This is a genomic window from Kitasatospora sp. NPDC053308 (assembly GCF_055585785.1).
Window position 1 is genome coordinate 362,284 of the sequence record NZ_JBVJJY010000001.1, and the last position, 19,236, is coordinate 381,519.

General features: G+C 74.2%; 15 protein-coding genes. 11 read left to right on the forward strand and 4 right to left on the reverse strand.

Annotated features, from left to right (window positions below; genetic code table 11):
* Window positions 1-6: 6 nt before the first annotated feature.
* Window positions 7-1,449: a dihydrolipoamide acetyltransferase family protein gene (locus ACZ6Y7_RS01670; protein WP_465755870.1), complete on the forward strand. Its 1,443-nt coding sequence runs from the start codon at window positions 7-9 to the stop codon at window positions 1,447-1,449.
* Window positions 1,450-1,565: 116 nt separating this feature from the next.
* On the opposite strand, the gene ACZ6Y7_RS01675 is transcribed toward ACZ6Y7_RS01670, so the two are convergent.
* Entirely contained in the window at window positions 1,566-2,570 is a 1,005-nt protein-coding gene (locus tag ACZ6Y7_RS01675; RefSeq protein WP_465755871.1) for a hypothetical protein, read from the reverse strand.
* A 207-nt stretch (window positions 2,571-2,777) separates the two neighbouring features.
* Between ACZ6Y7_RS01675 and ACZ6Y7_RS01680 the strand changes: the two genes are divergently transcribed.
* The 3 genes from ACZ6Y7_RS01680 (at window position 2,778) to ACZ6Y7_RS01690 (ending at window position 6,963) form a co-directional block, all read left to right on the forward strand.
* Window positions 2,778-4,001: a benzoate/H(+) symporter BenE family transporter gene (locus tag ACZ6Y7_RS01680; RefSeq protein ID WP_465755872.1), complete on the forward strand. Its 1,224-nt coding sequence runs from the start codon at window positions 2,778-2,780 to the stop codon at window positions 3,999-4,001.
* A 209-nt stretch (window positions 4,002-4,210) separates the two neighbouring features.
* On the forward strand, window positions 4,211-5,443 hold the full coding sequence (locus ACZ6Y7_RS01685; protein WP_465755873.1) for a M64 family metallopeptidase: 1,233 nt from the start codon (window positions 4,211-4,213) through the stop codon (window positions 5,441-5,443).
* Window positions 5,444-5,577: 134 nt separating this feature from the next.
* Window positions 5,578-6,963 (forward strand): MFS transporter, encoded by a 1,386-nt coding sequence (locus tag ACZ6Y7_RS01690; protein ID WP_465755874.1) that lies wholly within the window; start codon window positions 5,578-5,580, stop codon window positions 6,961-6,963.
* A 58-nt stretch (window positions 6,964-7,021) separates the two neighbouring features.
* Here ACZ6Y7_RS01690 and ACZ6Y7_RS01695 read toward each other — a convergent pair whose 3' ends face one another.
* Both ACZ6Y7_RS01695 and ACZ6Y7_RS01700 read right to left on the reverse strand, forming a co-directional pair.
* The gene (locus tag ACZ6Y7_RS01695) at window positions 7,022-7,855 is read right to left on the reverse strand and encodes a BRO-N domain-containing protein (RefSeq protein WP_465755875.1); all 834 of its coding nucleotides are present in this window, start codon (window positions 7,853-7,855) and stop codon (window positions 7,022-7,024) included.
* 159 nt (window positions 7,856-8,014) lie between these two features.
* Complete coding sequence (locus tag ACZ6Y7_RS01700) at window positions 8,015-8,836, reverse strand: maleylpyruvate isomerase family mycothiol-dependent enzyme (protein ID WP_465755876.1); 822 nt, start codon at window positions 8,834-8,836, stop codon at window positions 8,015-8,017.
* 173 nt (window positions 8,837-9,009) lie between these two features.
* Here ACZ6Y7_RS01700 and ACZ6Y7_RS01705 point away from each other — a divergent pair, with 173 nt between their 5' ends.
* From ACZ6Y7_RS01705 to ACZ6Y7_RS01715, 3 genes are all read left to right on the forward strand, one after another.
* Window positions 9,010-9,807 carry a carbon-nitrogen family hydrolase gene (locus ACZ6Y7_RS01705; RefSeq protein WP_402216154.1) on the forward strand — a complete coding sequence of 266 codons (798 nt, stop codon included), beginning with the start codon at window positions 9,010-9,012 and terminating at the stop codon, window positions 9,805-9,807.
* 133 nt (window positions 9,808-9,940) lie between these two features.
* Window positions 9,941-11,008, forward strand: coding sequence for a GntR family transcriptional regulator (locus tag ACZ6Y7_RS01710; RefSeq protein ID WP_465755877.1), 1,068 nt, complete (start codon window positions 9,941-9,943; stop codon window positions 11,006-11,008).
* Window positions 11,009-11,122: 114 nt separating this feature from the next.
* Window positions 11,123-11,770 (forward strand): hypothetical protein, encoded by a 648-nt coding sequence (locus tag ACZ6Y7_RS01715; RefSeq protein WP_465755878.1) that lies wholly within the window; start codon window positions 11,123-11,125, stop codon window positions 11,768-11,770.
* 154 nt (window positions 11,771-11,924) lie between these two features.
* Here ACZ6Y7_RS01715 and ACZ6Y7_RS01720 read toward each other — a convergent pair whose 3' ends face one another.
* Complete coding sequence (locus tag ACZ6Y7_RS01720; RefSeq protein ID WP_465755879.1) at window positions 11,925-12,710, reverse strand: SLATT domain-containing protein; 786 nt, start codon at window positions 12,708-12,710, stop codon at window positions 11,925-11,927.
* Window positions 12,711-13,078: 368 nt separating this feature from the next.
* On the opposite strand from ACZ6Y7_RS01720, the gene purD reads away from it, so the two are divergent.
* The 4 genes from purD (at window position 13,079) to ACZ6Y7_RS01740 (ending at window position 19,222) form a co-directional block, all read left to right on the forward strand.
* Complete coding sequence (purD, locus tag ACZ6Y7_RS01725) at window positions 13,079-14,326, forward strand: phosphoribosylamine--glycine ligase (RefSeq protein WP_465755880.1); 1,248 nt, start codon at window positions 13,079-13,081, stop codon at window positions 14,324-14,326.
* Window positions 14,327-14,851: 525 nt separating this feature from the next.
* On the forward strand, window positions 14,852-16,435 hold the full coding sequence (locus tag ACZ6Y7_RS01730; protein ID WP_465755881.1) for a hypothetical protein: 1,584 nt from the start codon (window positions 14,852-14,854) through the stop codon (window positions 16,433-16,435).
* 239 nt (window positions 16,436-16,674) lie between these two features.
* Window positions 16,675-18,213, forward strand: coding sequence for a N,N-dimethylformamidase beta subunit family domain-containing protein (locus ACZ6Y7_RS01735; RefSeq protein ID WP_465755882.1), 1,539 nt, complete (start codon window positions 16,675-16,677; stop codon window positions 18,211-18,213).
* A gap of 109 nt (window positions 18,214-18,322) precedes the next feature.
* Window positions 18,323-19,222: a phosphoribosylaminoimidazolesuccinocarboxamide synthase gene (locus ACZ6Y7_RS01740; RefSeq protein ID WP_465755883.1), complete on the forward strand. Its 900-nt coding sequence runs from the start codon at window positions 18,323-18,325 to the stop codon at window positions 19,220-19,222.
* The last annotated feature ends 14 nt before the right edge of the window (window positions 19,223-19,236 follow it).

The following is a 19,236-nucleotide window of genomic DNA, read 5'->3' on the forward strand; positions in this document are numbered from 1 at the left end:
GCGAAGATGACCACCGAAGTTCGCTCGCTCCGCGAGTTCAAGATGCCCGACGTGGGCGAGGGCCTCACCGAGGCCGAGATCCTCAGCTGGTTCGTCAAGCCCGGTGACACCGTCACCGACGGGCAGGTCGTCTGCGAGGTGGAGACCGCCAAGGCGGCGGTGGAGCTGCCCATCCCGTTCAACGGGGTGGTCGAGAAGCTGCACTTCCCCGAGGGCACGACGGTCGACGTCGGCACCGTGATCATCTCCGTCGCGGTCGCCGGGGAGGCGGGGGCCGCGGCTCCGGCCGCCCCGGTCGCCGCAGCTCCGGCCGCGCCCGCCGCGGCCGAGGAGGCCGAGCCGGAGCGCCGCGAGGTGCTGGTCGGCTACGGCCCGCGCACCGGCACCGCCCAGCGCCGGGCCCGGCGGACGACCACCACCACGGTCACCGCGACCAAGCCGGCCCCGGCTCCGGTCGCGCCCGCCCCGGTCGCTCCGGCGCAGGCTCCGGCTCCGGTCGCGCCCGCCCCGGTCGCCGAAGGGCCGACCGGGGAGCGGCCGTTGGCGAAGCCGCCGGTGCGCAAGCTGGCCAAGGACCTGGGTGTCGACCTGCGGGACGTCACTCCGACCGGCCGGGACGGCGTGATCACCCGCGAGGACGTGCACGCCCACGCGGCGGCCCAGGCCGAGCCGGTCGCTCCGGTCGCTCCGGCCGGCGAGACCGCGGTGGCCGAGCCGGTCGCGGTGCCGGCGCTCGTCCCCGCCGCGGGCGATGTCCGGGTGCCGATCAAGGGCGTCCGCAAGGCGACCGCGCAGGCGATGGTGGCCTCGGCCTTCACCGCTCCGCACGTCACCGAGTTCGTCCAGGTCGACGTGACCCGCACGATGAAGTTCGTCCGCCGGCTCAAGGAGAGCGGCGAGCTGGGCCGGGACGTCCGGGTCAGCCCGCTGCTGCTGGTCGCCAAGGCGCTGCTCACCGCGATCAAGCGGCACCCCGAGATCAACGCCCAGTGGGACGAGGCGGCCCAGGAGATCGTCATCAAGGGCCAGGTGAACCTCGGCATCGCCGCGGCCACCCCGCGCGGCCTGATCGTCCCCAACATCAAGGACGCCGGGTCCAAGACCCTCTCGGGACTGGCCGTCGCGCTCGGCGAGCTGGTCGAGACCGCCCGCCAGGGCAAGACCTCGCCGGCCGACATGCAGGGCGGGACGGTCACCATCACCAACGTCGGCGTCTTCGGCGTCGACACCGGCACCCCGATCCTCAACCCGGGCGAGGCGGCCATCCTCGCCTTCGGCGCGGTCCGGGAAATGCCGTGGGTGCACAAGGGCAAGGTGGTCCCGCGTCAGGTGACCACGCTGGCGCTCTCCTTCGACCACCGCCTGGTGGACGGGGAGTTGGGCTCCAAGGTGCTGGCCGACGTGGCCGCCCTGCTGGAGTACCCGAAGCGCCTGATCACCTGGGGCTGACCGGTCACCGGAGCGGCCCGCGGAATGACGGAAGGGGCCCTTCCCCGCACCTGTGTGCGGGGAAGGGCCCCTTCGTCGTGACCGGCCGTCGACCAGGTCCTGTCGCCGGACAGGGCCTACCGCTGGGGACGGAGTCGCCGGACGGCGATCAGGACGCCGACGCCGAGGGCGAGGAGTACGGCGGAGGAGACGGCGAGGAAGGTGTCGGTGGAGGAGGCGCCGGTCTGCGCGAGCTCCGGGGTGCCGGCGGGCGCGGTGGTGGCCGGTGCGGCGGTGGGAGCGGCGGACGGGGTGGCGGCGGGCGCCGTGGTGGGCTCGGCGGCCTTGACGGGGGCCTTGTCGGCGGCGGGCTCGGCCTTCTTGGTCTCCTTGGCCGGCGCGGCGGGCTTGGCGGGCTTGGCGGGCTTGGTGGGCGCCGGCGTGGCCGGGGTGGTCGGCTGCGCGGGGGCGGCGGTTCGGGCCACGTGGTAGGTGTGGCTCTCGCCCACCACGTCCGGGAAGCCGGGAGCCTGGGCGAGCGTGCTGATCTGGATCTCCCTCAGGTCCTTCGGTGCCTTCGCGGAGAGGCCCACGCGGAACATGAAGTTGGCCGCGTGGCCGGTCTCCAGGCGCGCGGTGGTGGTGGCGGGGGAGACGACGGTGAAGAGCGTCGGGTCGCAGCCGTGGCGGAGGGCGACGGGCTTCCAGCCGCCGGCGGTGGCCACCTCGACCGTGAAGTCCTCGGTCCGGAGGTTGGCGTTCTCCAGGTCGACGCCCTGCTCCGGGTGGCTCGACGCGGGGTTGTACAGCGCCAGCACCGCGGAGACGTTCTGGTACGGCGCGCCGGTGAAGTTGGTGACGCCGACGCCGACCTCGACCTTGGGGCCGCCCGCGGTGATGGTCTGGCCGTCCGGCGTCATGTGGAAGCCGGACTGGTAGGTGCCGTCGTGCTTGGCCGGGTCGGCGGCCGGGGCGGTGACGGCGGTGGTGTCGCCGGTCTCGTCGCCGCACGCCCAGGCGGTGTCGGTGGCGAGGAACTGGAGGCCGCCGGCGAGGACGGTGGTGGCGGCGAGGACGGCGATGCGGCGGCCGGAGAAGGCGCGGTCGTTCTTCGCAAAACGGTTGATAACGGGCGTGCGCATGACGTGACTCCCCAGGGTCATGTGACGGGCGGTGTGGTGGGTGAAGACGACCGGCCCCGCTCCTCGTGAGCGGAAGCTCCCCCCGGCTCTGCCGGTCTCGCTCTCCGTGCCTTCATCCGTCTAGACGCGCATCCCCGTCGGGGGTTGCAGGTGGGTTCAGAACTTTTTTCGGAAGTCTTCGGAGGGGCGCTTCGGGATACTGCCGGGATGACGGATGAGCTGACGATCAGGCCGGAGTCGACGCCGGTCGAGGGCGGGGAACGTCGGTCGCTGCGGCGGGACGCGTCGGGGCCGGCGCTGCTGGCCGGACTGGTGTGCGTCGCGGTGTCCTTCTCGGGGCCGCTGGTGGTGGTGCTCGCCGCGGCGGCCGCCGGACGGCTGGACGCGGCCCACACCGCGTCCTGGATCTGGGCGGTCGCGATCGGCAGCGGGGTGAGCGGCTTCGCGCTGAGCTGGTGGACCCGGACGCCGGTGATCACCGCCTGGTCCACGCCGGGGGCCGCGCTGCTGGTGACCAGCCTGGGCGGCTACCCGTACCGGGAGGCCGTCGGGGCGTTCCTGGTGAGCGCGGCGGTGGTGACGCTGTTCGGCGTGACCGGCTGGTTCGGCCGGCTGATCGGGGCGGTGCCGGTCGGGATCGTGAACGCGATGCTCGCGGGCATCCTGTTCTCCTTCGGCGCCGGGATCTTCGGCGCCGTGCACAGCGCCCCGGTGCTGGTGGTGGGCGGTTTCGCGGCCTTCCTGCTGGCCAAGCGCTTCGCGCCGCGGTACGCCGTACCGGCCGCGCTGCTGGTCGGCGGGGTGCTGGCGGCGCTGACCGTCGGACTGCCGCTGCACCTGGGCTCGGGCGGGCCGACCGTGCCGGTGCTGACCGTCCCGGCGTTCTCCTGGTCGGCCCTGGTCGGACTGGCGCTCCCGCTCACGATCGTCACGCTGGCCTCGCAGAACGCCCCCGGGCTCGGGGTGATGCGGGCCTTCGGCTACCGCGCGGACGACCGGCTGCTGATCGGCTCGACCGGCGCGGTGTCGATGCTGCTGGCGCCGTTCGGCTCGCCCGGGGTGAACCTGGCGGCGATCACGGCGGCGATCTGCTCGGGCCCGGAGGCCCATCCGGACTCGCGCCGCCGGTACGTCGCGGGGATGTCCTCGGGCGTGCTGTACGTGCTGGTGGGCAGCTTCGGCGGGGTGCTGGTGAGCCTGTTCACGGGGCTGCCGAAGGAACTGATCGCGGTGATCGCCGGCGTCGCTCTGCTGGCCTCCCTGCAGGGCAGCCTGACCGCGGCCGTCGCGGAGGAGCGCGGACGGGACGCGGCGGTGGTGACCTTCCTGGCGAGTGCCTCGGGGATGAGCCTGTTCGGGATCGGCTCGGCCTTCTGGGGGCTGCTCTTCGGGTTGGGCACCCACCTGGTGCTGGGGTTCCGGAAGCGGTGAGCGCTCCGGGCGTCGGGCGGTGGTGGTCGGGCGCGGGCCCTGCCCGCGCGAAGTGATTGGTATGACAGGTATGGCTGGGAGGATGCGGATCGTTCGGCCAGGTCGGTGACATTTGCGGCCGTCGGTGGGGGCGACACGCCGGTCCGGGTACGTCTCCGCTCCACCACCCGGGCGACGCCGGGTGACCGGAACCCCGAGGACGCACCCGTATGCCGCCTGGCAACCCTGGCCGTCTCGTTCGGAGTCTGGCCGCGCTCGTGCTGGTGTCCACCGCCCTGCTCCCCGCCGCCCTGGAGCTGGCCGGCCCCTCGCCGTTCGGGGTGATCGGCCCCGGGGCCCCCGCCGACCGGGCGGTGCCGCCGCACACCGCGGTCCGCGCCGACCAGCGGATACCCGCGGCCGCCCCGACCGTCGACATACGCCGCACCGGGGACCCCTCCAACCGGATCACCCTGGTCCTGCTCGGAGACGGCTACACCGCCGACGAGCAGGACCTCTTCCGGCAGCAGGCCGACCGGGCCTGGCACTCGCTGATGGAGATCGAGCCCTTCCGCACCTATCAGGGCTTCTTCAACATACGGCGGGTCGAGGTGGTCTCCCCGGTCTCCGGGATAGCCGAGACCGAGAGCCGCGGCCGCAACCCCGGCACCCCGCTCGGCATGCACTTCTGGTGCGAGGGCACCGCCCGGCTGCTCTGCGCCGACGAGGCCGCCACCGCCCGGTACGCGGGGGACAGCGCCGGGCCGCAGTATCTGATCGCGCTGGCCAACTCCACCGAGTACGGCGGCGCCGGCGGCACCGGCGTGACCACCCTCGCGGGCGGCAGCCAGGACGCCGGGCGGATCATCCAGCACGAGATCGGCCACACCGTGGGGGACCTCGGCGACGAGTACGACAGCGCCCCGGACGACGCCGACTACCCGAACCTCTCCACGCTCAACGCCGACGACATGCGCAGGAAGCAGACCAAGTGGTGGCGCTGGCTGGGTGCCGAGTCCCCGGACGGCGCCGGCGTCGTCGGGGCGTACCGCGGCGCCAACGGCCTGTACCGGCCCACCCAGGACTCGGTCATGCGCACCCTGGGCAGCGCCTACAACCTGCCCTCGCGCGAGGCGATCATCGAGGAGCTGTACCGCAAGGTCCGTCCGACCGACCCCCCGCACCCGGCGCCCGGCGAGGTGACCGGCCGGCCCCGGCTCGACGTCCGGCCGCTGCCGCTGACCGGGCCGCGGCAGCTGAAGGTGGAGTGGACGGTGGACGGGACCCCGGTGACGCCGCAGTCCGCCGACGGCTCCTGGCTGGACACCGCGCAGCTGGAGCTGGCCCCGGGCCGGACGGCCACCGTGACGGCCACCGTCCGGGACACCACCGACTGGGTGCGGGACGAGGCCTTCCGCGACCGCTACATGACCCGGTCGGTGTCCTGGACGCTGACCGGCTGAGGCCGGGGAGGACGGAACCGGCCGCGGGGGAGCGCACCGGCGGATCCATGGGCCCGCGGGGGCGCGGGTTCGCGTCCGCACGACCGAACCCCGCCCTGGGCCTCCCATCATGGGATGACTAGTCTGGTCGCACTATGACCGTGGAGCCCGCCCGTTCAGCCGCGCCCCCGTCCGCCCCCGCTCCCCGAACCTCCGCCGAACCCCCGGCCGTCCCTGCGTCCGTGCCCGCGCTCGCCCCCGCGTCCGTGCAGCCCGTGCAGCCGGGGCCGCCGGGCGGCCGCGCGGCCTGGCTGGCCTGGTCCGTCGGCGTCAGCGTCTACGTCCTGGCGGTCATCCACCGCACCAGCCTGGGGGTGGCCGGACTCGACGCGGCCGACCGCTTCGGGATCGGGGCCTCGGCGCTCTCCACCTTCTCGATCCTCCAGGTGCTGGTCTACGCGGCCATGCAGATCCCGGTCGGCCTGCTGGTCGACCGGTTCGGGCCGCGCCGGGTGCTGCTGCTCGGGGTCGTGCTGCTGAGCACCGGCCAGCTGGCCTTCGCGTTCAGCTCCTCCTTCGCCCCCGCACTGGCCTCCCGGGCGGTGCTCGGCTGCGGCGACGCGATGACCTTCATCAGCGTGCTGCGGATCGCCGCCCGCTGGTTCCCGGCGGCGAAGAACCCCTTCGTCGCCCAGCTGACCGGCCTGGCCGGGATGGGCGGCAACCTCATCACCACCGTGGTGCTCGCGCAGGCGCTGCACAGCGAGGGCTGGACGCCGACCTTCGCCGCGATCGCGCTGCTCGGCGTCGCGGTGTTCGCGCTGGTCGCGCTCTTCCTCCGGGAGTCCCCGGCGGCGGCGGAACCGATCCGTCCGGTGGAGCACCGGGAACGGCCCCGGACCGGCCGGCAGCTCCGGGACTGCTGGCGGGAACCCGGCACCCGGCTCGGGCTCTGGATCCACTTCACCACCCAGTTCCCCGGCAACGCCTTCGGCCTGCTCTGGGGCCTGCCCTACCTGGTGCAGGCGCAGGGCATGTCCAGGGCCGGGGCCGGCGGGCTGCTGACCCTGCTGGTGCTCAGCAACATGAGCTTCGGGTTCCTCTTCGGCCGACTGCTCTCCCGCACCGCGCGGGCCAGGATGCCGATCGTCCTCACCGTCATCGCCACCACCGGCCTCGGCTGGGCCCTGGTGCTCGCCTGGCCCGGCGGGCACCCGCCGACGTGGCTGCTGGTCGGCATCATCCTGGTGATGGGCAGCAACGGCCCGGCCTCGCTCGTCGGCCTGGACTACGCGCGCTCACGGAACCCCGCGGAACGGCTCGGCACCGCCTCCGGGATCGTCAACATGGGCGGCTTCATCGGCACGATGATCACCCTCTTCGGCGTCGGCGTCCTCCTGGACGCCCTCACCCCGGAAGGCACCGACGGCTACCCCGCCGATGCCTTCCGCTGGGCGTTCTGCTGGCAGTACGTCCCCCTGGCGGTGGGGACGCTGATGATCCTCCGGCTGCGGCGCAAGGTCGCCGCAGCGGAGGCGTAGGGTTTCCGACCTGCGAAGACGCGCTAGCCCTCACGGAAAGTGATGGTCGGCGACGGCATCATCGGCCGTACTCCCGGATGAACGCGGCCATCTGCCGCGGCGTCCCGACGACGCGGGCGCCGTGCAGCTCCGCATACATCGACCCGGGCCCCGGCGCCGACCCGTGGCCGGGGGCGGACCGCGCTGCGCGGTGCAGACGGATCAGGTCCACCAGCTTCAACTTCGGGCAGCCCGGGACGATCCGGCTTCCCCGGATCCCGACCCGCTCCCCACCCCGGCAGGCGAAGTACGCGCCGAACGGTGGCCCGCTGTCCTCCTCCCGGTCCGGCAGGTGGAGGACCATCTCCCCGTGGCGGCAGTGGACCGTCCCGTCCGAGTGGACGGTCAGCCCGGGCCAGTCCTCGTGGTCGATCTCGGCGACGATCCGCACCTGCTGCCCGATCGCCTCGGCCAGGGTCTCCGCCATCCGGCGCTGCTGGGTCGGGACGTCGGTGTCCCCTCGGCGGATGGAGGGGAGCAACTCCTCGGTGACCCAGTCGCGGAACGGCTTCGTGGTGGGTTTGTTCGACCGCATGATCAGCGTGTACAGACCGGTCTCGCTGATCACGTTGAGCGTCGGGTTGCCACGTGTGTAGGGTTTCTGACCTGCGGAATCGTGATTAACCTTCCCGAAAGTTAGGTTAATCGACCGCGAGTTGACGACCCGCGTATGGGTCGGACCGACGACCTGGCGCACCCGGCTGGGGTTCAGCCTGCCGAGTACCGCGCACACGTCCGCCGTGACGAACCACGGTTCCCCGTCGATCATCACGACCCTGATCGGCTGCCCGGTGACCGGGAAGCTCGACCGCACCAGCACCATCTGTTCCCGCTGTTCCTGTTCGTCGTCCATCGGGACGCCCCTCCTTCTTCCGGGTGGTGGCAGGACTGACCGGAACAACGAGGCCGAACAGGTGAGGTGGCTGGTGCCGGGTTGACGCATGGATGCACGAGTGGTGCCGACCCGGCGTGCGGCCGTGCGTGTACGCCGGGTGGCGGGCGCCGGCGGGTCTCAGATGGTGACGGAGAAGTTCGCCAGGACCCGGTCGGCCAGCTCCTTGTCGCCCTCGATCGACACCGGTCCGGGCCGGCCGCGGCCGCAGGCGAGCCGGAGGTACGTCTCCCAGCCCATGGAGAGCTGGACGTCGGGGGCGAGGCTGACCGACTCGTCCACGGTGCAGTGGCCGGTGGCGTCGACCCGGACGGTGCGCAGGAACTCGACCGGGCCGGTGACGTCGAGCACCAGGGCGGTTCCGGCGGGAGCACCGGCCTTGTTGGCGACGGCCTTGGGCAGCAGTTCCAGGAGCAGGTCCCGGGTGATCAGCGCGGCCGGGGCGTCCAGGTTGCCGGGGGCGTCCAGGGCCCGGCGCAGGTCCTGCTCGTGCACCCAGACGTCGAAGGCCCGCATCCGCAGCAGCTCGTGGTACGGGACGTCCCGGGCGAGCGGCCCGGCCGGCCAGCGCACCGGCTCGTCGGGCGTCTGCTTGGCGTTCCGCAGGGCGCGGGAGCGGCGGATGATCGTGTACTCCAGCTCGCTGGTCATCTCCAGCGCGGTGTGGCAGCGGCGCTTGTCGACCGGCAGCTCGACGTAGCGGGCGAACTCGGTGGTCACGTGACGCAGGTCACGCGGCAGCGAGTGGATCGGGCGCGGGTCGCCGAGCAGCTCGGACTCGACCGCGATGACGTGCGAGACGACGTCCCGGACGGACCAGCCCGGGCACTCGGTGGCCCGGTTCCAGGAACCCTCGGGAAGGGGGGCGACCAGCTCCGATATGGACTCGATGCTCTGGGTCCACGCCTCGGTGTAAGCCTGCACGGTCTGGTTGTCCGTCACGGGAATCTCCGGCCCTCCGTCAGCTTCCTTGCCGCCTGCGCCCCGCCGTCACCGCCGGCCGGGTTGGTCCGGCTTCCGGGCGCGCACGCTAACCGCACGTTACGCTGCCGGGAGACAGCTGGGCAGCGCTTTCGGGTGACGATCGTAGGTCTCTTGCGGTGGACGGTGGTACTGTGCGCGCTTCATTGATCCAACTCGCGGTTTCCGACGCCGAGCCGCCCGCCGAGCGGCGGGCCAGGGCGGCGGCACTGGTGCGGGCGCAGCAGGGCGCGGACCTGGTGGTGCTGCCGGAGCTGTGGCCGCTCGGCGGCTTCGCCTACGACCTCTGGTCGGACGGCGCCGAGACGCTGGACGGGCCCACCTCGGACGCGATGGCGGCGGCCGCCCGGGCCGCCGGGGTCTGGCTGCACGCCGGTTCGATCGTCGAACGGGATCCGGACGGGCCGATCTACAACACCTCGATGCTGTTCTCGCCGGACGGCGAGCTGGTGCACACCTACCGCAAGATCCACCGCTTCGGCTTCGACAGCGGCGAGGCGGTGGTGATGGGTGCCGGGCAGGAGATCGTCACCGCGCCCACCGACTTCGCCACCCTGGGCCTGGCCACCTGCTACGACCTGCGCTTCCCGGAGCTGTTCCGGGCGCTGCTCGACGCCGGTGCGCAGCTGCTGGTGGTTCCGGCGGCCTGGCCGGCCCGGCGGCGCGAGCACTGGACGCTGCTGGCCCGGGCGCGGGCGGTGGAGGAGCAGGCCTTCGTGCTGGCCTGCAACACCGCCGGGACGCACGCCGGGGTGGAGCAGGCCGGGCACAGCGTCGTGGTGGACCCGTGGGGCCGGGTGCTGGCCGAGGCGGGGACGGAGGAGCAGGTGCTGACGGTCGAGTTCGACCCGGCCGAGGTGGCGAAGGCGCGGGAGGAGTTCCCGGTGTTGCGGGACCGCCTGCTGGGGATCCCGGCGCCGGTCCAGCGCTGAACCGGGCCGCGCCCCCGGCCGTACCGGAGGGTTGGTTCCGACCCGGCCCCGACGGGTTTGAGAAGATGAGCACTCGTCGTGTTCCCGCCGGCCGAGGGTCGGCCCGATCGGCCCGCCCGAGGAGGTCGCGCCCATGCCTGGCAACGGCGCAGGCGACTCCCCCCGTCCCGTCATCCACCGCAACAGCCTGCGCGAGCAGATCGCCGGCGCCCTGCGCGAGGAGATGATGGCCGGCCGACTGGCGGCGGGCCGCAACTTCACCGTCAAGGAGATCGCCGAGCTGTACGGGGTCTCCGCGACCCCGGCCCGCGAGGCGCTGGTCGACCTCGGCGCGCAGGGGCTGCTGCGGGCCGAGCACCACCGCGGCTTCACCGTGCCCGAGCTGGGCTGGGACGACTTCCTGGAGATCTTCGAGTCCCGGGTCCTGCTCACCGACAGCTTCCACCGGCAGTTCGCCACCCGACGGGCCCTGCCCGACCTCAGCCGGCTGCCCTCGCTGCGCCGCCGCGCCGACGCGGCCGTCCGGGCCGCGCGGGCCGGGAACCTGGACGTGATGGTGGGCTGCGACCGCCGGTTCTGGCAGGAGGTCGCCGGACTGCTCGGCAACCGCCGGATCGCCGACTACCTGGACTGGCTGCGGGTGCAGTCCTGGATGTTCGCCGCCCCCTACCTGCGGGAGATGCCCGACCTGGGCGGAGTCTGCTGGGACCGCCACCCGGACCTGGTCGGCGCTATCGAGGCGCACGACCTGTCCGGCGCGCACCGGATCATCTGCGAGTACAACCTGTCCACCGCCCGGCTGCTGGCCGAGCTGACCGGGCAGCCGCTGGAGTCGGTGACGGTGCTGGGACTGCTCGAGGAGACCACCGGGGCGCTGCCGTCGGCGGGCGCCGTCGACCCGTCGGCCCCGGAGTCCGCGCCCGCGCCGGACCCCGGGGCCGGGGGCCCTGACGCCGGGGGCCCCGCCGACCGGGCCGGCGAGCTCGCCGCCGACCGCGCCACCGGGCCCGCCGGTCGCGGCGAGCGGCCGCTGCGCGGCGACGAGGTCGGCCGGGAGCTCGGCCGCGAGCTGGGACTGGGCCTCGGTCTGGTGCCGCAGCCCCGCTCGGTGCCGTACGGCCGGTTCGGCCGGCGGCTGTCCTCCCCGCCCTCCGAGGCTCAGCGGGGACGGCCCGGTCCGCACGCGGCGCCGGGCCGGTAGGGTGGGCGGGCGTCGGACCGGGCGCCCGCGCAAGGGTCCTCCGGGTGCCGACTCCGCCCCGTCGTCGTCCCGCCCCGCGGGCGATCCCCGCCGCCCGGAGAGGAACTGCCGGCCATGGCCTGCGACCTCTGGCTCGTCCCGCTGGTGGACGTGCTGAGCCACAGCCCCGACAACCCCTTCCGGGACGATCTGGCCCTCTACAACGCGGTGTTGACGTCGCGCGGACTGCCCGAGGTGCCGGTCTACGAGTACGTCCCGGGCTTCAGCGGTGCGGTCGAGCCGATAGCCGCGTTCGACTACGACTCGCTGCACTTCCTGCGCCGCGCCTACCTGCTGGGCCTCACCGGGCTGGACATCACCCCGGTCGACGCGCTCGGCGGCGACTACGAGCAGCTGCTGGAGATGTTCGAGAGCAGCGCCGAACAGTCGCACCTGGTCTGGCACTTCGACCACGCGGGCGCGTACGTGCCGATCGACTTCGCGGTGCCGCTGGTGGACGACGCGCTGCTCGCCACCGGCGGCCCGCTCGGCTCCAGCCACGGACTGCTGCGCGAACTCCAGGCCGTGGCACCGGCGCTGGGCATCGACCCGCTCAACCCGCCGAACCCGACCCGGCCGCTCGGCCCGACCGGCCTGGAGCAGCCGTTCGGGCCGCCGATCGACGACGTGCACCCCTTCGCCCGGGAGCGGCACGCCTGGTCGGGGCTGTACGCGGCGGCGACCAGGAGCGTCACCCAGGGCTCGATGATCGTCTTCGCGTAGGCCCCTCCGAACGCCGCCGCCCGTTCGGAGCTCCGCCGTCCGCTCGGAGCTCCGGGGCCCGCTCGGGCCCCGGGTCCGCTCGGAACTCCGCCGCTCGTTCGGAGCTCCGCCGTCCGCTCGGAACTCCGCCGTCCGCACCGAACCCCGGCGCCCGCTACCGCAGCGGCCCCTCCGGGGGCCGCTGGCGCGGCATGGTGGGCCGGGTGCCCGGCGGCGGCAGCACCCGCACCTGGGCGCCCACCCCCGGCTCGGTGCGCCCGCCCCAGCTCCCGGGGGCCTGGGTGGGCAGCTGGGTCATCGAGGCGCGGAACTCCAGCATCCACTCCGAGGTCTCCGAGCGGACCATGTCCGAGACGTCCTCGCAGAACCGGCGCAGCACGCCCAGGCAGCGCTCGGCGGCCTCGCCCGCGGTGCCCTCGGTCGGGCCGAGCACCTCGCGCACGCACTCCGACGCCCAGTCGAACTGGAAGGCCTCCAGTCGGCGCTGCAGGGCCTGCCCGGTGGAGACGTCCCGCATCCAGCCGGACGTGAGGCCGAAGACCCGGTCGGCGCCGAGGCAGGCGGCGGAGAGCGCCAGGCCGACGTAGCCCCAGCCGGTGCCGTGCGCGAAGCTGCCGGTCAGGTCGACCAGCGGGGCGGTCACCCCGGCCACCGCGAAGCCGGCCGCGGTGAAGCGCAGCAGACGGGCCCACCGGCGCTTCCAGACGCGGTCCCGGCGGTACCACTCGATCGCCTCGACCGCCCGCTCCTCGGACCAGCGGTAGAGCTCCTCCAGCCGCTCGGCGGGCTCGCCCCAGTCCCCGAGCGGGAACTGGCGGGTGCTCAGATCGGTCCGGTGGCGGGTGGAGGCCCGCCGGACCACGGCGGCGGCGGGCGGGTCCTCCTCACCGATCTCCTTGCCCCAGGCACTCTCCTCGGGCTGCATTTCCGGCTGGCTCACCTGTGGGGCTCCCTGTGGCGGGCGGGCGGCTGGGTCTGTCGGCACATCGGCTGACGTGCTGTCCGCCGGTGGTTGTCCAACAGCACTTCTTACCGCCAAATGGCTGACCGTGGGGAACCTTCGCGGTTGATCGTTACCGGTTTCGGCCACCGGAACCCGAGGTGAGCGGGTTGCGGGGCTCGGCGGGATTTCACCCGTCCGAGCGAGGGTCCGGTGACCCGTGGTCGTGACCCGTGCACGCACCGTTCGACGAGCCTCCTCCGATTTGGAGGATTCTCCGCAATCGTCGGCGTACCGACCTCTTCTCCTGGAGGATCCGACGGGACCGGACGGCGGCCGGAACAGGCCACCGACTACGCTTGCGAGGCGTGAAGGTCCTCGTCATCGGCGGCGGCGCCCGCGAACACGCCCTGTGCCGCTCTCTCTCCCAAGATCCCGCCGTGACCGAGCTGCACTGTGCCCCGGGCAATGCCGGGATCGCACAGGTGGCGACGGTCCACCCGGTCGACCAGCTGGACGGTGCGCAGGTCACCGATCTGGCCCGGCGGCTCGACGCCGCCCTGGTGGTGGTCGGCCCGGAGGCCCCGCTGGTCGCCGGCGTGGCCGACGCCGTGCGCGCGGCCGGCATCCCGGTGTTCGGCCCGTCCGCGGCGGCCGCCCAGCTGGAGGGCTCCAAGGCCTTCGCGAAGGACGTGATGGCCGGAGCCGGCGTCCCGACCGCCCGCTCCTACGTCTGCACCACCCCCGAGGAGGCGGCCGAGGCGCTGGACGCCTTCGGCGCCCCCTACGTGGTCAAGGACGACGGGCTGGCCGCCGGGAAGGGCGTCGTGGTCACCTCCGACCGCGAGGCCGCGCTGGCGCACGCCGCCTCCTGCGAGCGCGTGGTCATCGAGGAGTTCCTGGACGGCCCCGAGGTCTCGCTGTTCGCGATCACCGACGGCACCACCGTCGTCCCGCTGCAGCCCGCGCAGGACTTCAAGCGCGCGCTGGACGGCGACGAGGGCCCCAACACGGGCGGCATGGGCGCCTACTCGCCGCTGCCGTGGGCGCCCGACGGCCTGGTCGAGGAGGTCCTGGAGACCGTCCTGCAGCCGACCGTGGACGAGCTGCGCCGCCGCGGCACCGAGTTCTCCGGCCTGCTGTACGCGGGCCTGGCGCTCACCTCCCGCGGCACCCGGGTGATCGAGTTCAACGCCCGCTTCGGGGACCCGGAGACCCAGGTCGTGCTGGCCCGGCTGCGCACCCCGCTGGCCGCCGTGCTGCTGGCCGCCGCCACCGGCACCCTGGACCAGCTGGAGCCGCTGCGCTGGGACGAGGGCGCGGCGGTCACCGTGGTCGTCGCCTCCGAGGGCTACCCGGAGGCGCCGCGGACCGGCGACCCGATCGAGGGCCTGGCCGAGGCCGAGGCCGACGGCACCGCCTTCGTGCTGCACGCCGGGACGAGGGCGGGCGAGGACGGGCAGGTGCTGAGCGCCGGCGGGCGCGTCCTGTCGGTCACCGCGACCGGCGCCGACCTGGCCGAGGCGCGCGAGCGCGCGTACGCCGCCGTGGACCGGATCTCGCTCAAGGGCGGCCGGCACCGCACCGACATCGCGCTGAAGGCGGCCACCGCGTAGGGAAGTTCGGCCGCGCCGGGGGCGCTGCGAGCCGTGGGGACCAACCCCCATGGACGCAGCGCCCCCGGCGTTTCGGGACGGGAGTGGTGCACGGGGCGGACACACCGTTCGGTCGACGGATTCCAGCCCATCGGGTGACAGCACCCGCATCCGGCTGACGTAACGGGGCGCCCGGCCTTATGGTGCGCTGGATCGCAGCGCGCGGGGCCCGTGCGCCGGGGTCGCCGCCGGGTAGCGGCGCTTTCGCGGGGGGATGCTGGACGGCGTCCGGCCGGGGCGGTCGCCGGGTGCTTCGCACCGGACCGGTCGCGGCGTCCGGAATCCGGGCGGCGTCACCGGGACGAGTGGAAACCGGGGCGATCCGGAACGACGACCCGGACCGGGGAGTCGAAAATGTCAGTAACGCCACGCAGCATGCACTACCGGGATCGGACGCCTCCGCTTCCCGGTCGGAACTGATCGTTTCGAGTCGGCTCAGGGCCCGTAGCCGGGCACCCGAGGACTCCGAAGGGGGTGCCGCACCGTATGGCCGCTGTCGACACCGCGCGCGCTCACGCCCAGGCGGTGCTGCGTGTCCGAGGCCTCGCCCGGGCCGCCGCCGTCCTGCCCGCCGCCGTGGCGGTGGTCCTGCTCGCCGGCCGGTTCACCGGCCGGATCGGCGCGCCCGGCGCCGCCGACGCGGCCGGCTGGGACGCCGCCCGCTGGGCGGTCGGCGCGGTCGCCGCGCTGACCCTGCTGGTCGCCGGGCTGACCGCCCGCGCGCTGCGCCGGGCCGAGCCGCCCCGGACCCCCGCCGTTCCGCTGGACCGCACCGCGGCCCCGGAGCTGTACCGGCTGATCGACGAGCTGGCCGACCGGCTCGACGTCCCCGCACCCTCCGCGGTCGCCCTCACTCCGGACTGCGACAGCTGGCTGGAGGACGTCCCGTCGGCCGTCCGGCCGGGCCCGCTGCGACCGCACCCCGAGGCGCCCGCCCCGGTGCTGGTGATCGGCTCGCCCTTCCTCTGGTGGATGCGGGCCGGCGAGCTGCGGGCCCTGCTCGCCCCCGTGGTGGCCGGCACCGCCGCCTCCGCCGACCCGGAGATCGCCGCCGCCCGCCGCTTCCTGCGCAGCCTGGACGCCTGCCTGGACTCCGGTCGGGGCGCGGCCCCCGGGCTCGGCGGCGGCACCCTGGCCGCCCCGCCCCGGCCGCCCCGGCGCGGCCCGGCCGGGCTCGCCGACCGGGTCACCCGCCGGATCACCCGCCGCCTGCTCACCGCCTGCCGAGGCCACTCCGCCGAGCTGGAGCGCTCCGTGGCGAGCTGGGCCTCCGAGCAGGCCAGGGCGGTCGACTACGGCCTGCGGATCGCCGCCCAGGAGCAGGTCGGCCTGGCCTACGCGGGCTGGGACCGCCTGCTCACCCGGGTCGCGCTGCCCGCCTGGCGGCTCGGCCGCCACCCCGCCCACCTCAACGCCGGCGTGGTCGCCGCGCTCACCGAGCTGTCCCGCCGTGACCGGCTGGCCGGCGGGTACGGCAGCCGGCTCGGCGACCGCCCCGCCTGCGACCTGCTGGAGGAGCCCGGCGCCGTCGACCGGGCGGTCTCCCGGCTCGCCGCCGAGCTGTTCTTCGGCCGCCCGGCGGCCGGCGCCTGGCACGAGCTGGAGTGGGCCGACTACCCGGCCGAGGTGGTGGACGCCGGCTGGCGGGCGGGCGCCACCGCCCTGCAGTCCGCCCTGGACCGGCTCGCCCCGCAGTCCCGCCCCGGCTCCCCGACCCTCACCCGGCTGCTGGTCCGGCTCGCCGAGGGCGACGGCGAGCGGCTGGCCGCCGCCCTCGCCGCCCAGCTGGCCCGCACCACCGCCCCTGCCCCGCTGCTCGAACCCGACCGCAGCGGCCGTGACCTGCTGGTCGACCACGTCACCGCGATGGTCTGCTGCGCGGCCGTGGACACCGCCGGCGGCGCGCCCGGCCTGGACTGGCTGGACGGCCCGGTGCTGCAGCTCGGCGGGGTCCGCCGCACCGACCTCGCCGGACCGGTCGCCCAGGCCGTCGAGCAGGGCCAGGACGGCCCGCTGCGCGCCTGGCTGGACGCCGCCGACGTCCGGCTGGAGAAACCCGTACGGCTGTGACGGACGGGACGGCGCTCGGCGCCGCCGCACGCGCCCCCGGACCGGTCGGCCGCCGGTCGTCTCCGCAGGCCGGAGCCCCCCGCCGGAGCGGCCGCGAGAATCGCGGCACCAATCGGCACCGGAGGGTGACGGAGTGCCAGCACTCTGTGGTGTATTGGACGGCACGCACATCCGGGGGGCACGTGCCAACCGGGGCCTCGGTCGAGCGAGGAGTCACGGAAGTGCACTGGGAGGGGCGCGTGGGCACCGAACTCAACCGCCGCTGGGAGTCCGGAACGCACGCGTACAGCGTCTCCGACCCCTTCGGCCAGGGCCCGCTGCCCTGGCTGCGCAGCCCGGACCAGTACCTCGCCGGGGCGGAGGGCGCCGTCCCCTGGTACGTCTCGGTGGACGCGCCCGGTCAGCAGCCGCTGACCGCCGGCGCCCGGCCCAAACCCCCGGTCGGCACCCCGCAGAGCGCCAACGACGTGGACCAGCAGATCAAGGGCTTCGCCTCGGCCGGAGTGATCCGCCCCGGCGGCTCGGTCGACCTCCGGGTCACCGTCAACCCGCCCCGCGAGTTCACCGTGGACGTCTACCGGATCGGCCACTACGGCGGCGACGGCGCCCGCCACATGACCTCCAGCCCGCTGATCGCCGGCCTCGTCCAGCCCGCCCCGATGGTGGCCGACCGGACGGTCTCCTGCCACCACTGGTGGCACTCCTGGCGGCTGCAGGTCCCGGTGCACTGGAAGCCCGGCTCGTACGTCGCCGTGCTGACCACCGCCGACATGCTGCACCGCAGTCACATCCCTTTCACCGTCAGGGACTTCGAGGACCAGGGGCACACCGCCGAGCTGCTCCTGGTGCTCCCCGACGTGACCTGGCAGGCGTACAACCTGTTCCCCGAGGACGGCCGAACCGGCGCCAGCCTCTACCACGCCTGGGACGGCCGGGGCGGCCTGGTCGGCGAGCCGGAGGCGGCCGTCACGGTCTCCTTCGACCGCCCGCACGCCACCGCCGGGCTGCCGCTGCACGTCGGCCACGCGTACGACTTCATCCGCTGGGCCGAGCGCTACGGCTACGACCTGTCCTACGCCACCGCCACCGACCTGCACGCCGGGCTGGTCGACCCGTCCCGGCACCGGGCGCTGGTCTTCCCCGGCCACGACGAGTACTGGTCCGCGCCGATGCGCCGGGCCGCCGAGCGGGCCAGGGACGGCGGCACCTCCCTGGTGTTCCTCTCCGCCAACACCATGTACTGGCGGGTCGAGCTGACCGCGGCCGCCTCCGGCGAGCCCAACCGGCTGCTCAACTGCCGCAAGCGGCAGAAGGTCCGGCCCGGCAGCCCGGCGGCCGGGGTGCCCGGCGCCTCCAGCGCGCTGTGGCGGGACGCGGGCGAGCCCGAGCAGCACCTGCTCGGGGTGCAGTACTCGGGCCGGGTCGCCGCGCCCGTCCCGCTGGTCGCCCGGCACACCGCGCACTGGCTCTGGGACGGCACCGGGCTGCGGGAGGGCGACGAACTGCCCGGCCTGGTGGCCGGCGAGGCCGACCGCTACTACCCCAAGGTGGCGCTGCCCGAGCACACCGAGCGGGTGCTGCTGGCGCACTCCCCGTACCGGGACCTGGCGGGCCGCACCCGCTACCAGGAGACCTCGCTGTACCGGGCGCCCAGCGGCGCGTACGTCTTCGCGGCCGGCACCTTCGCCTGGTCGCCCGCGCTGGGGCGCCCCGGGCTGACCGACGAGCGGATCCAGCGGGCCACCGCCAACCTGCTGGACCGGCTCTGCAAGAACTGAGGTCCACCGGAAAGTCCGCCCTTCGGCGGGCGTGAAAGACTGCGGGGGCAGTGACCTCCCCTTTCGCAGTGCCCCACGCCCGCGAACGACCCCTGAGGACTGAGACACCTTGAGCGGATTTGTCACCAAGCCCGAGCCGGTCCAGGTACCCGGCCTGGTCCACCTGCACACCGGCAAGGTGCGCGACCTCTACCGCACCGAGTCGGGTGAACTGGTCATGGTGGCCAGTGACCGGACGTCCGCCCACGACTGGGTGCTGCCGAACGAGATCCCCGACAAGGGCCGCATCCTCACCCAGCTCTCGCTGTGGTGGTTCGAGCGGATCGCCGACATCGTCCCCAACCACGTGATCTCCACCGAGGTCCCGGCCGGCGCCCCCGCCGACTGGAAGGGCCGCACGCTGGTCTGCCGGAGCCTGGAGATGATCCCGGTCGAGGCGGTCGCCCGCGGCTACCTGGCCGGCTCCGGCCTGACCGAGTACGAGGAGAGCCGCACGGTCTGCGGCATCGCGCTGCCGGAGGGCCTGGAGAACAGCTCCGAGCTGCCCGCCCCGATCTACACCCCGGCGCTCAAGGCCGAGGTCGGCGAGCACGACGAGAACGTGCCCTACGAGGAGACCGCCCGCCGGATCGGCGCCGAGCTGGCGAGCCGGCTGCGCCGCACCACGCTGGACGTCTACGCCCGGGCCCGGGACATCGCCCGGGAGCGCGGCATCATCCTGGCCGACACCAAGTTCGAGTTCGGCCTGCTGGACGGCGAGCTGGTGATCGGCGACGAGGTGCTCACCCCGGACTCCTCCCGCTACTGGCCGGCCGACGACTACGAGCCCGGCCGCTCCCAGGCCTCCTTCGACAAGCAGCTGATCCGCGACTGGCTGGTCTCCCCGGCCTCCGGCTGGGACCGCTACAGCGAGCAGCCGCCGCCGGCGCTGCCCGCCGAGGTGGTCGAGCGGACCCGCGCCAAGTACATCGAGGTGTACGAGCGGCTGACCGGCACCACCTGGGCCTGAGCCGTCCGGAGCGC